The organism is Herpetosiphon sp. (assembly GCF_003512625.1).
Lineage (GTDB): Bacteria > Chloroflexota > Chloroflexia > Chloroflexales > Herpetosiphonaceae > Herpetosiphon > Herpetosiphon aurantiacus.
Genome location: NZ_DOPT01000006.1, coordinates 69,056 through 84,802, shown reverse-complemented (window position 1 = coordinate 84,802; position 15,747 = coordinate 69,056). Strand labels below are relative to the sequence as shown.

At 52.2% G+C, this 15,747-nt stretch carries 13 protein-coding genes, 2 tRNA genes and 1 pseudogene; 10 read left to right on the top strand and 6 right to left on the bottom strand.

What is annotated here, in order from left to right; all coding sequences use genetic code 11:
- A partial coding sequence (locus DEF47_RS01510) for a response regulator transcription factor (protein WP_287044926.1) occupies positions 1 to 337 on the top strand: 337 nt, incomplete at its 5' end.
- On the opposite strand, the gene rsmA is transcribed toward DEF47_RS01510, so the two are convergent.
- Both rsmA and DEF47_RS01500 read right to left on the bottom strand, forming a co-directional pair.
- Positions 327 to 1,193 carry a 16S rRNA (adenine(1518)-N(6)/adenine(1519)-N(6))-dimethyltransferase RsmA gene (gene rsmA, locus DEF47_RS01505; RefSeq protein ID WP_012191616.1) on the bottom strand — a complete coding sequence of 289 codons (867 nt, stop codon included), beginning with the start codon at positions 1,191 to 1,193 and terminating at the stop codon, positions 327 to 329. The genes DEF47_RS01510 and rsmA overlap by 11 nt on opposite strands.
- A 236-nt stretch (positions 1,194 to 1,429) precedes the next feature.
- Positions 1,430 to 1,927: a hypothetical protein gene (locus DEF47_RS01500; RefSeq protein WP_012191617.1), complete on the bottom strand. Its 498-nt coding sequence runs from the start codon at positions 1,925 to 1,927 to the stop codon at positions 1,430 to 1,432.
- Positions 1,928 to 2,124: 197 nt separating this feature from the next.
- On the opposite strand from DEF47_RS01500, the gene DEF47_RS01495 reads away from it, so the two are divergent.
- The 8 genes and pseudogenes from DEF47_RS01495 (at position 2,125) to DEF47_RS01460 (ending at position 7,890) form a co-directional block, all read left to right on the top strand.
- A complete protein-coding gene (locus DEF47_RS01495; protein ID WP_012191618.1) occupies positions 2,125 to 2,466 on the top strand; it encodes an STAS domain-containing protein in 342 nt (113 codons plus the stop codon).
- Positions 2,467 to 2,565: 99 nt separating this feature from the next.
- A complete protein-coding gene (locus DEF47_RS01490; RefSeq protein WP_012191619.1) occupies positions 2,566 to 4,542 on the top strand; it encodes a glycosyltransferase family 39 protein in 1,977 nt (658 codons plus the stop codon).
- 206 nt (positions 4,543 to 4,748) lie between these two features.
- Positions 4,749 to 4,832 (top strand) — tRNA-Leu (locus tag DEF47_RS01485).
- A gap of 17 nt (positions 4,833 to 4,849) precedes the next feature.
- Positions 4,850 to 4,925, top strand: a tRNA-Gly gene (locus DEF47_RS01480).
- 93 nt (positions 4,926 to 5,018) lie between these two features.
- Positions 5,019 to 5,240, top strand: coding sequence for a hypothetical protein (locus tag DEF47_RS01475; RefSeq protein WP_012191620.1), 222 nt, complete (start codon positions 5,019 to 5,021; stop codon positions 5,238 to 5,240).
- An 11-nt stretch (positions 5,241 to 5,251) separates the two neighbouring features.
- Positions 5,252 to 5,986, top strand: a pseudogene (locus DEF47_RS25255) (competence/damage-inducible protein A); the annotation flags it as partial.
- A gap of 455 nt (positions 5,987 to 6,441) precedes the next feature.
- A complete protein-coding gene (locus DEF47_RS01465; RefSeq protein ID WP_012191622.1) occupies positions 6,442 to 7,197 on the top strand; it encodes a DUF4013 domain-containing protein in 756 nt (251 codons plus the stop codon).
- A 27-nt stretch (positions 7,198 to 7,224) separates the two neighbouring features.
- Entirely contained in the window at positions 7,225 to 7,890 is a 666-nt protein-coding gene (locus tag DEF47_RS01460) for a hypothetical protein (RefSeq protein WP_012191623.1), read from the top strand.
- A gap of 177 nt (positions 7,891 to 8,067) precedes the next feature.
- Here DEF47_RS01460 and DEF47_RS01455 read toward each other — a convergent pair whose 3' ends face one another.
- From DEF47_RS01455 to pfkA, 3 genes are all read right to left on the bottom strand, one after another.
- Positions 8,068 to 9,489, bottom strand: a complete 1,422-nt coding sequence (locus DEF47_RS01455) for a dihydroorotase (RefSeq protein ID WP_012191624.1) — start codon at positions 9,487 to 9,489, stop codon at positions 8,068 to 8,070.
- 23 nt (positions 9,490 to 9,512) lie between these two features.
- The gene (locus DEF47_RS01450; RefSeq protein WP_012191625.1) at positions 9,513 to 10,307 is read right to left on the bottom strand and encodes a DUF2270 domain-containing protein; all 795 of its coding nucleotides are present in this window, start codon (positions 10,305 to 10,307) and stop codon (positions 9,513 to 9,515) included.
- A gap of 129 nt (positions 10,308 to 10,436) precedes the next feature.
- Entirely contained in the window at positions 10,437 to 11,432 is a 996-nt protein-coding gene (gene pfkA / locus DEF47_RS01445) for a 6-phosphofructokinase (RefSeq protein WP_012191626.1), read from the bottom strand.
- Between the two features lie 609 nt (positions 11,433 to 12,041).
- On the opposite strand from pfkA, the gene DEF47_RS01440 reads away from it, so the two are divergent.
- Entirely contained in the window at positions 12,042 to 13,082 is a 1,041-nt protein-coding gene (locus DEF47_RS01440) for a hypothetical protein (protein ID WP_012191627.1), read from the top strand.
- A 72-nt stretch (positions 13,083 to 13,154) separates the two neighbouring features.
- On the opposite strand, the gene priA is transcribed toward DEF47_RS01440, so the two are convergent.
- Positions 13,155 to 15,644: a replication restart helicase PriA gene (priA, locus tag DEF47_RS01435; RefSeq protein ID WP_012191628.1), complete on the bottom strand. Its 2,490-nt coding sequence runs from the start codon at positions 15,642 to 15,644 to the stop codon at positions 13,155 to 13,157.
- Positions 15,645 to 15,747 lie beyond the last annotated feature (103 nt).

Sequence of the window (15,747 nt, the reverse complement as noted above, 5' to 3'; positions counted from 1 at the left end):
GGCATGGGGTGCGGTTTCAACCGATGCTTACCCTCAAGAAATTTGGGCCAGTTTGCAAGCGCTCCAGCTTGGTTTATGTGTGCTATCGCCAAGTATTTTGGCCCAAATTCACAGCCCACCCCAGCCAGAACCCTTGGATAATCAACTGAGCGAGCGTGAACATGAAGTGCTGCAACTGCTAGCCGAGGGCTTGACCAATCGCCAAATCGCCCAGCGCTTAATCATCAGCGAGCATACCGTGAAATTTCATGTTTCAGCGTTGCTCGGCAAGTTGGATGTTAGCTCGCGGACTGAAGCGATTCGGGTTGGCGCTCAACGCGGCTTAATTATTTGGTAGCAAGGCCCAGCGTTTCAGTTAATCTGGCCCATTGCTCCAAGGTCAGCACCTCGGCTCGCAAATTAGGGTCAATTTCGGCCTGAACAATTGCCGCCAGCACTTGCTCCTTGCCAAAGCCTTGACCAGCCAAACCACCAGCCAACGAATTGATCAGCTTTTTACGGGCTTGGCTAAACCCTGCGCGAATCACCTTAAACAAAGCTTTGGGTGCAGTCGGCACAGCGTTGGTAGCACGGCGGCGCATCAGCACTAACGCCGAATCGACAGCCGGCGCGGGCAAGAACGAAGCGGCTGGCACCCGCGCAATAATTTCAGCAGTAGCATAGAGTTGCACACTATGCGCCAAAATACTCAGATCGCCTGGTTTAGCCGTAATGCGATCGGCAACTTCCCACTGCATCAACACCATCATCAAGCTAGGCGGGCTATCGCCTTCAAGAAAATGGCGCAACAAGGGCGACGTAATCGCATAGGGAATATTTGCCACCAATTTATAAGATGTATCGGCGGGCAAACCAGCCGCCGCCAACATCGCGCTAGGAGCAATTTCCAGCACATCGCTTTCAACAATCGTCAAAGGGCGCTCGGCAAATTCGGTGCGCAAGCGTCCAGCCAATCGCGGATCAAGCTCAATGCTAATCACGTGACCAGCGGCATTCAATAATTCCCAAGTCAGCACGCCCAAACCAGGCCCGACCTCAACCACCACATCATTAGGATTGACTTCAGCATGTTCCAAGGCCAACTTGAGCGGCGTAGGATCGATCAAAAAATTCTGGCCCATGCTTTTGCTCGGGCGCACCCCGATGCTATTTAAAGCTCCGCGCACCCGCGACGGATCGGTATATGGATTCATTATTACTCCTTAATTAGAGTAGTAGTATACCTGTTTCTTGTTGGATGTAACATGCCCTCACCCCCACCCCTCTCCCACTGCGGCGGGCGAGGGGCATTCCAAACTTCATGATTAAGGAATTCCCCCTCGCCTCGCGGGCGGGAGAGGTGGCTAGGGGGTGAGGGAACTAACCTAAAAAAACAAAAACACCAGCCTGCAACGCAGAGCCAGTGTTTAATTGTTACCAACTGAGCGAATTACTTGCGTTTCTTGGAGCGGCGTGCTTCACGACGGCCAGTGGTTGCAATTGGCTTGGGTTCGCGGGGTGCAGCAGGTTCGCTTGCGACACCATCAGCACTAGCCTTGGCATTGCTACCGGCAGCAGCAGCGCGGCTCTTAGCATAATTGGATTTAACTTTGCCAGTTTGCGAAACCAAGGCAGGCAAGGTTGAACGAGCATATTGCCATGAATACAGCCCGAAACCAATCAATGCGACAAATAAAACATAGCCCCACAAGCGCCACTCAACTACGTCGATCTTCAGCCAACGCGCCAGAAACTGCACGATCCCAATCCCGGCGATGATCAACAGGCCGTTGCTGGTGCGCTTGCGAAACGCCAAACGCGCCGGATTTTTGGGTGGCAGCGAGCGCAGCCAAAAAATTGCACCCACTAAAACCGCAATCCAAATAACCAACAAACCTGCTACCCACGAAGGGAAAAGAATCTGAGGATCGTTTTGTGTAAAGTACACCGAGCAGCCTCCTGCGAAGAAGTGAAGTTGCATTAAGCGCTAAGCATTATAAAGCCCGCTGAAAAAAGCGTCAATGTGCCATTAACAAGCCCAAAAACGCTATTTAATCGCATCCCTCTGTGCTTGGCTAGCGCTTCAGTGTATAATACCGCTTGTTTCCTGCTGTCTTTTGAACGACAACTATAGGGAGATTTCGTATGGCTGAACTGATCCAAGAAACCAATGGTAAGGTCTTGATCGTGCGTTTGCCTGCTCGCATGGACGCTGCGGCTGTTCGTGAGCTCGAAGAACCATTTGCTCAATCGATTGCTGATCACAATGGGCCTGTATTGGTCGATGTAAGCAAAGTCGATTTTGCGGCAAGCTTGGCCTTGCGCATGCTCATGATGAATTTGAAAGATCAGCAAAATCGCGGGCAAAATTTGATGCTGTTTGGCTTGCAAACCCAAATTGCTGAGGTTTTCCGCAAAACCCGTTTCGATACGCTGTTTACAATTGCCGACGACGAAGCCAGCGGCATTGAGCAACTGAGCGCCTAAGTCGCTTGTTCATCGCCCTCAATTAAGCACTGAGCTAGCTGGCTTGGTGCTTTTTGCTGTTCAGGCCATTCATTTTTGTTAACGATTATCGAGCATCATATGCCTAAACATCCCACTCGCAGCCTCAGTTTTGGCCTTTTGATCATCGCGCTGGGCTTACGCTTCTTCCGCCTGAGCAGCCAAAGTTTATGGCTCGATGAAGGCGGTACCTGGAGCGAGGCTACTGGCCGTTCGTGGCTCAGTTTATTCGGCGATCTGTTTAGCCCACGCCAAAGCTACCCACTGTATCATTTGCTGATGAAGGCTTGGACGAGCGTGTTTGGCGATAGCGAGCTGGCCTTGCGTGCGCCTTCGGCGCTTGCTGGGACGCTGGCGGTGGTGTTGCTGTATCATTTGGCATGGCGTTTGAGCACACCCACAGTGGCTTGGGTTGCGGCTGGCTTGTTGGCGATCAATCCGTTTGGTTTGTGGCAAAGCCAAGATGCCAAAGTCTATAGCATGTTGATGGCGGCGGTGCTTTGGTCGAATCGAGTATTGCTCGATCTGCTTGATCAAACAAAACCGAAGCAGGTTTGGCTGTGGTTTGCCAGTGTGGTGCTCTGCCTAAGTTTGCATCGTTTGGCCTTGTTGCAAGTGCTCGGTCAAGTGTTGGTATTGGCGTTGCATTTCAGGCAAGCAGCCTGGCGCAAATGGCTTTGGCTTGGGTTTGGCTTGCTCAGTCTTGGTTTTGTGGCAGGAATTATGTTTGGCTTGCGCCAAGACCCGAATGCACCGCCGATTGGCCGCACGATTGGGGCATTTCAAGCAGCTTGGCTTTTGCTTGGCCGCCTCAGTTTCGACCGTTCGAGCAGCGATTTAACTTGGCGTTTGTTGCCTGTGGGTTTAGCACTCGCCAGCGGTTTATGGCTGACATGGAGCCATCCACGGCGAAACATTATTTTAAGCTTGTGGCTCTTGCCCACGCTGCTCTTTTTGGCGGTATTGGCAGCAGGCTCGCCGCTCTACGAGCCACGCTATCTCAGTTTTAGCTTGCCGCTATTTTGCTTGATTTTGGCCTTAGGCTTGGCTGGTATTGCTCAACAACGCTGGCTAAGTGCTGGCAGTATCGTGGCGATTACAGGGTTAAGCGCTTGGTTGGTGTTTCAGCAGCCTTATGGCATTTGGAGCGGCAACGCGGTCAAGGAAGATTATCGTGGGGCCGTCCAAAGTTTGGCTGAGCATGTTGCCCCTGATGATGTGATCATCGTGCAACCTCCCTATATTGCAACCTTGTATCAATATTATGCCAGTCGTGTTACACCCGATGCGTTGCCTATTGCGCGTGGGTTTGGGCGCATCGGCGCAATTGGCTATGATCAAGGCGAGTTTGATAATGATTATGCTGCGTTATTGGCAGGCCAACGCCGTGGCTGGCTGTTGATTGCACCCGAAAATGCCAAAGCGATCGATCCGCCTAACCCGCAATATCCCCAAGATGATATGGGCAAAGTTGGGATTAATTTTCTGACTGCTGATTTAAATGATAAATGGCGTTGCACCGATTTACCCTATTGGGAATTTAATGCATTGCGGATTTTGTGTCAGAGCTTTCCACGGCCAATGCAAGTCGAAAATTTGGCGCTGGTAGGCACATGGCCCATTCCCAAATCGGCGACTGCAACCTGGGATAATAGCTTACAACTTGAGGGCTACCAATTTCAAGCTTGGGCTGATGGCTATCAGGCAGGTGGCACATTGCCTGTGCAACTGGCTTGGCGCACCAACAACGTTTTAGTCAAAGATTATCGTTTATTTATTCATTTAGTGCCAGCGTTGGGTGCACCAGTTGCTGCCCAAGTTGATACGATGCCGCTCAATGGTGGTTTGCCAACCAGTCGCTGGCAGGCCAATCAAGCGATTCATGATCAAGTTTCTGTGCCCTTGCCCAAAAATCTTGCCAAAGGCCGCTATTTGGTCGTGCTCGGCTGGTATGATCCAACAATTACCGAGGTTGCGGCTCAGCGCTTGCCCGTGACAGCCAGCACCGCCCAGCATAGGGCCAACTACATCGAATTGGGCACGGTTGAGATCGAGTAATGATTTCAATTGTTTCGCCACCCTTCCGTCCCGCCACCGGCGGGAAACGCAGGGGGTTTTCATCCCCCTGCACCCCCTAAAGTTCAATTTGTGGATTGCCTACACCTCGCAATCAGGCCAAAATAAGGTCTTTGCAATAAATTTTGAGGTAATGGAGAATCCAATTTGCAATTTTGCACCAGCTATGCTATACTCTCCCTCGCTACGGGGACGTGGCGGAATTGGCAGACGCGCTTGCCTTAGGAGCAAGTGTCCTAGACGTGAGAGTTCGAGTCTCTCCGTCCCCACCACTCCTCACAACTAAATCGCGGGAATAGCTCAGTTGGTAGAGCGTCTCCTTGCCAAGGAGAAGGTCGCGAGTTCGAGTCTCGTTTCCCGCTCCACACGATCAGCGCCTTCGGGCGCTGCATTGTTTTAAGCCTCATTCCACCGTATAATATCCCCAGAATTGCTCTGCTAGTTTGAGGAAAACGCCCATGAAATTTGTGTTTGGCTTGGTTCTCGGCATTGGTGCTGGCTTGGCAGTTGCCTATGTGCTCAACAACCGCGACGAAGAAGAAGGTGCACTTGGTTCGCTGCAAGTTAGCGTCAAAGGCGCAATCGATTCGGCCAAGGCGGCGATTGCTCAACGTGAAAAAGAATTATGGACTGAATTCCACGAACGTGTGCCCGCCCCTGATCAAACGACGATTGCCTAGCGAGTAGCACAATGCAAGCTGAATTAATTGCCATCGGCACTGAACTGACCCTTGGCACAACCGTCGATACCAATAGCGCTTGGCTGGCTCGGACTTTGGCCACGGTTGGGGTCGAGGTGCAACGCGTAACCTTGGTCGCCGACGATATTGGCGCAATCACCGAGGTGATCGCGGCGGCCTGGCAACGCAGCCCATTGGTGCTATGCACAGGCGGGCTTGGCCCAACTGCCGATGATCTGACGCGCGAAGCCGTGGCCCAGGCAACCCAGCGCCCCTTGGAATTCCACCAAGATCTGTTTGATGGGATCGCCGCTCGCTTTCGTTCGTTTGGTCGCACGATGAGCGAGAGCAACCGCCAGCAAGCCTTTGTGCCGATGGGCGCTCGACCAGTGCCCAATGCGCGTGGCACAGCACCCTCATTCATCATCGACGAAGGCTCACGAGCCTTGATGGTGTTTCCAGGTGTGCCCAGCGAGATGAAATTTTTGGTCGAAACTGAGTTACTGCCATTTTTGCGCAACGAGCGCGGGCTAAAATCAGTCTTGTTGGTGCGTTCGATTTGGCTCAGCGGCACAAGTGAGGCCGAGGCTGGCGAAATCATTGCTGATCTGATGCAAGCTTCTTATCCAACGGTGGGAATTTCGGCCAAAGCCGCCCAATACGAAGTGCGAATCTCGGCCCAAGGTGAAGATCCAGCCCAAGTTGAGGCTGATATCGAGGCTTGCGCGGCGGAAGTTGAACGGCGGCTTGAGCGCTTTTTGATGGATCGTGATGGCTTGGCAGCGCATGTACTGCGGCGTTTGACCAATCGCTCCGCCAGCGTGGCAATTTATGAAGGCTTACGCGGCGCACCAATCTTCAATGCATTGCGTTCAGCCAAACCAGATTTAGTGCAAGCCTTGCGTGGCGTGACGATTCATCCCCTCGATCAAGCGGTTGATCGCGAGGCTGCTGAATCGTTGGCAATTGCTGGGGCCAACACTGTGCGCAACAATTGGCAGGCCAGCTATGGAATTGCCGCCGTGCCAGCCCAAGTTGGAGCCGATGGCTTTACCGATGTCTGCATTGTCTTGGTTGGCAAAGATTTGCAACGCAGCTTCACCCGTCGCGTCGAGTTGAAAAGTGACGATGCCTTGGGCTTTATCGCCACTGCCGCGCTTGACTTGATTCGGCGCAGTCTGGAAGCATAGAGGAAACAAACGTGGCAGTCGAACGATTTCAGCCATTGCGAGCATTACAAACCGCCCTGCGAATTGTTTGGAGCGACCGGATGTGGTTGCCCAAAGTTGCGCTGGGTGGCTTGCTTGGTTCAAGCATGTTTGGGGTAATTTGGCCTCAAGGTTTGGTAATTGAGCATCTTGATAATAGCTCGCGCGGCTATCGACTGCCCTTGCCTGCGTGGCGACAATTTGGCGATAAAGCGGTAATGGGCTTGTTGGCAACTGTGATGGATTTTGTTTATTTTATTTTCCCGCAGTTGGTTGCCGCGACGTTCCTGTTTTGCGCAATTCTGCCATTTATCGTGGGCGACAACAACAGCATTGCCACCAGCATAACATTAATCATTTTTGGCACGCTGTTTGGGGTTAGTTTCTTGGGCAGTTTCTCGCCAGTGAGCAAGCTTTTTTTTGCCCGCGATGGGGCTGTCGAAAAAGCCTTAGGTCGCGCCAGTTTTCGGCGAGCGCTTGGCAGCAATGGTCGTTGGGTCTATTTCAGTGCGCGGTTAGTGACCTTGCCAGTATATCTACCAGCAATGGGAGCAGCTTGGTGGCTCTGGCAATTGACCCATATTCCAGCAGTGGCGGTGTGGTGGCTGCTGGCGGCATTATGGCTCTTGATGAGCTGTCTGTTTTGGGCTTGGTTGATTGTGGCTCAAGTCTATTTTGAGGCCGACCAAATTGTCGCAGATCGAGAGATCGAGCAGCGTTTAGCTGACCGTAAACGAGCTATCAGCTAGCAAACTTCCATCAACTAGGTGGTTGCTATGGAACGAGCACGGATTTTACGCTGGCGTTTAGAGCAGCAGATCGAGCGCATTCGCCAAACTGAGAGCGATCTACATAGTCGGGCCACTGCGCGGATTGTGCGCCCATTAATCGAGCTACACTTACCTCACTTTATGCAAGCCTTGGGAGCCGATCACCTTGAGCATTGCACCGAAATTCCCCATGCCAAAATTCAGGCTGATCGCTATTCAGTCATTGTCCCAATCATTGTACGCGATCATCTCACCACCAAAGTTTTTGCGCTAAAACCATTCATTGGCACATTTATGCTGGCGATTAACGCCAATACGCTTGAATTTCGTTTGTTTTGTAGAGCGGTGCGCTATCGCAACCGCTTTGTTGGCGATGCCAAAACTGGCGAGTGGTTGGCTCCAGGCGAATATGTTGAAGAACATCGCTTAGCTTCAGTCGAAGTCGATGGATCGCAGCCAGAGCTAGCAGTTAAACAACTTTTTGATCAAGCGCTGCCGCTGATTCCCCAGATTTTACAATGGACGCAACGTGCTGCCAAAGCCCAAAAACAGTATCGCTGGTATCAAGTTGGCCGTGGTTTGGCCTTCAATCTGGCTGTGCTGGGCTATATTGTGGCATTATTGCTGATTTTATTGGGCAGTTTGGTGACTATGGCGAGTACATTTCCTTGATTGACCAGGGATCAGGGATTGGTTGTTGGGGACAGGTACAAGCAAAAGGCCAAGAAAATCATTATGTACAGGCTAGTCCCGCAGCGGACAGAGGACTGAGTGTGAGAATACCTCAAACTCAGCATCCTCTGCACCGTAGCGGTAATAACCTCGATTTTAATCCCTTACCTCTAAAAATTACTCTTCTTCGTCGAATACGCCGCTGAGTTTGCCGACGGCCCCACCATGCTCGCGGCGACTGGATTCACCAAACTGCTCACGGCGATAGACGATTTGGCCTTCCATCATGGTCAACATCACTTGGCCGCGCATCTCTTGACCCATCAAGGGGCTGTTTTTGCCTTTCGATGCCAAGGCTTCTGGAGTTACCTTCCAAATTGCTGCTGGATCAAAAATCGTCAAGGTAGCGGGGTCGTTTGGCCCCAACGAAATTGGCAGCACATCGATAATTGCCGCTGGGCCAATTGTCATCCGCGAAATTAATTCGACAATATCGATCTGCATGGTCTGAACTAAGGTCAACACCATGGGCAAGGCTAGTTCCAAGCCAGTGAAACCTGGGGAGGCAAAGCCATACTCACATTCTTTATCGACATGGGTATGCGGCGCATGGTCAGTGGCTACTGCGTCGATCGTGCCATCGCGTAAGCCTGCGATCAGCGCCGCCACATCTTCGCTGGTGCGCAAGGGTGGGCTGACACGAGTACGGGTATCGTAAGGTGCTAATTGCGAAGGATCGTATGGGCCTTTGCCATCCCATGGCTCCATACTGCCCAGCACCCAGCGATCGGTCATAGTCAAGTGGTGCGGCGTAACTTCGCCAGTCACGCGCACGCCACGAGCCTTAGCTGCCCGAATCAATTCCACCCCGCCAGCGGTGCTGACATGGCAGATGTGTAAACGCCCGCCTGTTTCTTCAGCCAAAGCAATATCACGGGCAATCATCACCTCTTCGCCAGCAGCCGGCCAACCGCTCAAACCCAAACGGGTGGCAACCGCACCTTCGTTCATTGGAGCGCCGCGCACGATGCTCAAATCTTCGCAGTGATTCATCACGGGGCGGCCAGTCATTTTGCTATACAACAGGGCTTGACGCATGATGTGGGCATCCCACACGGGCGAGCCATCATCACTAAACCCATGTGCGCCAGCTTCGGCCAACTCGACCAAGGGAGCCAATACCTTGCCTTCACGCCCAAGCGTCACTGCACCGATTGGCAGCACATGAATTGGCCCATGGCGGGCGGCAATATCAAATTGTTGGCGAATCAGCGGAGCCGAATCGAGCGAAGGATTGGTGTTGGGCATTGGGCAAATCGTGGTATAGCCACCGCGCACCGCTGCATCCATACCGGTGGCAATCGTTTCCTTGCCTTCAAAGCCTGGTTCGCGCAAGTGGGTGTGAATATCAATGAAGCCAGGGGTCACAAAACAGCCCGAAGCATCAATAAACTCAACATCATCGCCATAGGAATCGGGAGCCATGGCCAACTCGATAACCTCGCGTACCCGATTATTTTCCAGCACCAAATCCCCGACGGTCGCAGTTTTGCGGGCTGGATCGATGATACAGCCGTTTTTGATCACAATCCGTGACATGTAGAACTCCACTGATTGGGCGTTTATTCGTTGGCCGTACCGCTGCCCATTTTATCGCGGGCTTCGTTACGGCTCAGAATTTCGCCACTTGATTCTTGTGATTGCTCGCCTAGCCAACCTAGCCAGACTAAGCCGCCATTGAAGGCCGCCCCAAACAAGAGCATAAACCAACTTGGCAACGGGCCTACCGCCGCCCGATCATACACCTCACCAAACGATTGGGCAATTGTAGGATGAATGCCCACTTTGGTGACCCAGCTCAACGCCAGCAGGGCAAAAATCCACACATAATTGCGCCGCAAACGCCGACTCATGGCTTCGAGCAGGCTAATATTAAAGTGTGGCTCCATTAAATCTTGGGCCAACAGTTCGCGCCAATGTGGCCCGCCAGTATCGCTATCTGGCTCAGGCGCGAGCATATCGGCGAAAAATTCGGTTTCCATCACCCGCACCCGCGTCCGCCACAAATCGTAAAAGCGATAGCGCCGCGCCTCGATAAACAAGAAAAACATAATCAACAACGAATTGAGCAGGATCATCACGGGGGTATTGCTGGGGCTGCTGAAGGCAAACGAAAGCGTCGCCCCAGTTGTGAGCACGGCCCAGTTGGTTGTGCCATCGAGCCGCACCCGCCAGGTGTTGGCGCGGGTCAATTCGCCGCGATACAAATGCACCAAGGCAGTGTTAAATTCGTTGGGAGTCAGCGGTCGGGTAATTGGCAGCGGCGCACGGGGCATTGGTGCGGCTGTGGTAACCCGTGGGCCACGCATGGTTGGTGGCTCAGTCGGGTTCGGCGGAATAAAGGTTGGGCGTTGCATAGCCAGTACCTTTGTGCATAAGAACATAGAACAAAGAGCATAGAACAACATTCATCTATGCTCTTTTCGCTCGTCGGATCAATTAAGTCCTCATGATCGCTCTGTTCTATGTTCTATGCTCTTTGTTCTTTAGTAGCGATCAAGAATTTTTGAAAGTTCGTAGAGCTTGGCATCAAGCACTTTGGGATTCGCCAGCACCTCATCATAGGGTGTGACGGTTAATTTGCGTGATTGCATGCCAACCAAACCACCATTCTTGCCTGATAGCAAAAACTCGACCGCGCCCGAACCAAGCCGGGTTGCCAAAGTACGATCAAAGGCCGAGGGCGAACCGCCACGCTGAATATGACCCAAAATTGTGGCCCGCGTGCGGAAGCTAAAGCTAAAACCGCTTTCCTCAGCATCGATTTGGTTAATTTGGTCTTGGATGGTTTGGGCGTTCAAATGCGCCCCTTCGGCTGCCACAATCACGCAGTTGGTTTTACCCTTGCGAAACGAACGCTTGATCACTTCAACCACATCTTCAATTGTGGTATCGGGAATTTCGGGAATCAGAATTGCCTCAGCGCCGCCAGCCAAGCCGCCCATCAAGGCCAAATAGCCTGAGTGACGACCCATGGTTTCGATGATAAAAGCGCGTTGGTGTGATGAAGCGGTATCTTTAATTTTATCGATTGCTTCCAGCACCGTGTTGAGCGCCGTATCAGCACCAATGCTCATATCAGTGCCATACATATCGTTATCGATTGTGCCTGGTAAGCAGATTGTGGGCAGGCCATGTTCGGCGGTTAGGGCAGCGGCCCCACGCAACGAACCATCGCCGCCAATTACCACCAAGCCTTCAATGCCATGCCAGCGCAAATTCTCCATGGCTTTTTCACGGCCAGCGGGAGTCATAAATTCGGGCGAGCGGGCGGTGAGCAGCATTGTGCCACCACGTTGGATAATGCCGCCAACATCTTTATATTCAAGCCGACGCATATCATTTTGAATGAGGCCAGCATAGCCTCGATACACGCCAAACACTTCACAACCTGCATGGAGTGCAGTCCGCGTGACTGCACGAATTGCGGGATTCATCCCTGGGGAGTCGCCACCACTGGTTAAAACGGCAATGCGATGCATGATCAAACCTCATTGAAGTTATTAATGCTTGAAGCGGCGACATTGCCGTCGATGGCTCCCTTGCCATTGAGTTCAAAACACTTTTCGTAAAAGCCACCAGACCAAGATCACACTCGCCACCAGAAACCCCAGAAAACCAAACCCACTTACTGGAACGACAATGACGATTGAAGTTCGTCGGATTACCACCCACAAAACGATTGCGATTGCTACCCATAGGAGTAGCCGATTGGTTGACGATTTTCGCATATGTGCCTCGGCCTTGGTGCGCCCCATTATACCAAGAAGCGACTATTGCGTTGCTAATTCATTTCAAGCCTATCATGGCATTGTTCAATCCAAATAGCAAGCTGTTTCGTAGATGGAGTTAGAGCAAAGAACATAGAACATAGAGCATAGATTTCAGTGCCAAGTTGTTAACGCAGAGGCGCAGAGAGAAATTTGGCTATAGGTTTTGGACTATAGACCATGAGATCATGGAAATCATAGAAATCTTCCGCTAGTCTATAGCCCCTCCTATGCTCTGCGCCTCTGCGTTAAATTCTTACTTGCTTGTGAGCCATTTTGCCTTTTGCCTTTTGATTTCTAACTTGTATAAAGGGGTTTTGTATGCAATCGTCGCTTGATCAGTCGCAGCCGCGTTCAGCCCAAACGGCACTTTGGCTGGGAATTTTATTCAGTTTTGGCTTTACCGCACTGATTTGGTGGGCTGGTCAGCGCTTACACGCGATCGAAAAGCTGCCCGATCAAGGCGCAAGTTGGTATTATTGGCAATTGCCCAACCCAACGCTTTGGTCGCGGATAACTGCTTGGGGCGGCTATTTGTTGCATCAACTAACAATTTGGGGCGCAATTTACTACGCTCAAACGCGAGTCAAAAAATATACCAAGGGCTTGCAAACGATCAATTGGGTAGCACTTGGGGCAAATGCGCTCTTCATCATTTTGCATTTCATCCAAACCCATTTTTGGTACGACGGACTAGCCCAAGATGTGTCGATCTTCAGCTCGCAAGGCTCAGTAATTGTCATGCTGGTCTGGATTTTGTTGATGGAAAACAGCCGCCGTGGTTTGTTTATGGGCAAGCGTGCGCCGATCGGCAAGGAAATTGGCCGCGCAGCCCGCCAATATCATGGCTATGTTTTCTCATGGGCAGCGATTTACACCTTCTGGTATCACCCGATGGAAACCAGCAGCGGCCATTTGGTTGGTTTCATCTATATGTTCTTTTTGTTGCTCCAAGGCAGCCTATTTCTCACCCGCATCCACGTCAATCGCTGGTGGATGTTGGCCCAAGAAGTGATGGTGCTATTTCACGGCACGATGGTGGCTTTCGTTCAAGCTGGCCCAACTGGCTTCTGGCCGATGTTCTTCTTTGGCTTTTTCGGCATTTTCGTCATCACCCAAATGCATGGCTTGGGCTTGAGCAAGGCGTGGCGTTGGGTCTTAGGCGGCGGCTATCTCGCGTTGGTGATTGGCATTTACACCTGGCGTGGCTGGGATAAAATCGATGAAATTGTGCGAATTCCAGTAATTGAATATGCGCTAATCGCTGTGCTGGCCTTATTGATTTGGCTGGTGCTGCAACTTGCCAAGCTATTTACCCGCCGCAAAGCCGTTTTGGTGAGTGATCAGATCTCATGTGATTGATCCACGAAGAACACGAAGAGCACGAAGGATAACCGTTTATATATTCTTTGTGTTCTTCGTGCGCTTTGTGGATCACAATAAACTAACCGGATCAACATCGATCGTCCAGCCTGAGGGAATTTTTAAATCGTGCAATAAATCAGTGGGGTCGGGCAAACGCACCAAAATATGCCAACGATAGAGATCGCGCACTTTTTGCAAAAAGGCTGGCGATGGCCCAATAATCGCCCAATCGCGAATGCGCCGCCGTTCTAGCTCCTCGCGCAATTGGGTATCGAATTGGCGCACAACCCGCTCAACGGTTTTGTTCGATGGCGATTGGGTCATAAAGCGAATCAAGCGGCTGAATGGTGGATAGTGGGCGGTGCGGCGAAAGGCAATTTCTTCGCGGTAAAATTGACGATAATCGTGCTGGGCGGCGGCCTGAATCGCATAATGTTCAGGATTATAGCTTTGGATAATCACTTGACCGCCGCCGGCCCGCCGCCCTGCTCGCCCCGCCACTTGAGCCAATAATTGAAATGTGCGCTCGCCCGAGCGAAAATCGGGCAAATTCAGCGCAGTATCGGCGGTAATCACTCCAACCAAGGTCACCAACGGCAAATCAAAGCCCTTGGCAACCATCTGAGTTCCCACCAAAATATCGGCTTCGTGTTGGGTAAATTGGTTCAGCAACGCTTCGTGCGAGCCTTTACGCCCAGTCACATCGCGATCCCAGCGCATCACCCGTGCTTGGGGATAGAGCAATTTGACTTCTTCGACCACCCGCTGCGTACCAACCCCAAAATCACGAATGCGGGTGCTGAAACAGCTTGGGCAATTACGCGGAACCCAATCAACATGGCCACAATAATGGCAGCGCAGGGTTGCTGGCGCAGCCGCGTCGCCCGCAGTTGCGTGCACCGCCAAGGCTACGGCACAGCGTGGGCATTGAATCGTCGTGCCACAATCGCGACACATCACAAACGAGGCAATCCCGCGTCGATTCAAAAATAAAATCGTTTGTTCGCGCTTATCGAGGGTGCGTTGAATCGCGCTTTGCAAGGGACGACTAAACATCGAACGCACGCCCGCCTTGAGTTCGCTGCGCATATCCACAATTTGTACTGGCGGCATGGGGATGGGATCTGCTTTGGTGACCCCCGCCACCGTTTTGCGCCCAACCCGTTCGTGCAATTCCAACACTTCATATTTGTTGATCTGCACGGCGTAGGCTGTTTCTAGCGAGGGTGTGGCGCTGCCCAAAATCAACACGGCTCCAGCCAATTCGGCCAATTTCACTGCCAAATCACGGGCGTGGTAGTAGGGCGTGGCTTCGTGCTTGAAGGAATGTTCATGTTCTTCATCAACAATAATTAGCTGCAATTTGCTCATGGGCGACCAAATTGCTGAACGCGAGCCAATGGCCACTTGGGCATCGCCACGCCGCAAACGCCGCCATTCATCGTAGCGCTCGCCAACGCTCAATTCGGAGTGCAACACCGCCAATTGTTGCGGAAAGCGGGCAGCAAAACGGCGCACCAGCTGGGTTGTCAGGGCGATTTCGGGCACGAGCACCAAGGCTTGGCCACCATTGCGTAAGGCTCGGCCAATTGCCCGTAGATATAGCTCGGTTTTGCCGCTACCCGTCACGCCATGCAGCAAAATTGGTTTAGCCTTGCCTGTGCGACTTGCTGTATCTTGGGCCGCGACAATCTGCCGCCAACCACGTTCTTGCTCAAGCGTTAGTTCGGGCGGAAACTCCAAGGGTGGGATGCGCCCAAGCAGCGGGTCACGGCGCACCTCAATTTGCTCCAGCTGAATCAAATTGCGCAAGGCCAAACTACGCAAATGGCTCAAGCTTGCGCCAACATCACGCAACTCAGGCAATAGCACTGGTTCGCCATCTACTGCTTGCTCTAAAATCGCCTGAAAAATTGCCGCCAAGCGTGGCGCTTTGCTCAACTCAGCCAAGGCTTCGGCTGGAGTGGCGCTGGTTGGCTGGGCACTCCATTCACGTTTGGGCTTGGCCGCTGGTCGCGAAACCAAACTACCCAAGGCGATCAATCCACGTTCATGCAATTCGGTATAGCTACGCCGCAGATCAGCGTCTGAGCCACGTAAATCGACCCGTAGCTGCCGTTCGCTTTGCTCGCCAACCCGCCGTAAATGAAACAAAATTGCTCGTTCGCGTTCGTCGAGCGTGCCAAGTTCGATCTTCTGGCCATGCTCAGTTGGCCGCCAAGTGCGCTCAATTTCTTGCTTCACCCCTGGCGGCATGGTCAATTGCACAGCGTCCCACAAACGCACGGCTTGAGATTGGCTAAACCACTGCGCCAAGGCCAATTGGGCTGGGGCGGCAATCGCTTCGGGGTCGGCGTGTTCTAAAATATCGCGCACCACAAAACCTTGAGGCCGTTGAGTGCTAAATTCTAAAACCACGCCCTGCACGCGACGCGGCCCAAGCGGAACCCACACCAACGCACCTACACGCAAAGGTCGGAGATGCGGCGGCACGGCATAGGTCAAAATCGCCTCGGGGTTATCGGGCAAATAGGCATTGAGCGCAACCTGGGCATACATAACGGCGAATGCATTTCCTTCACACAAAACAGCGCAGCTTCATCATAGCACATCCTTGCTAGCCCAAAATTTAATTATGAAGGATGAATTATGAGGGATAAAG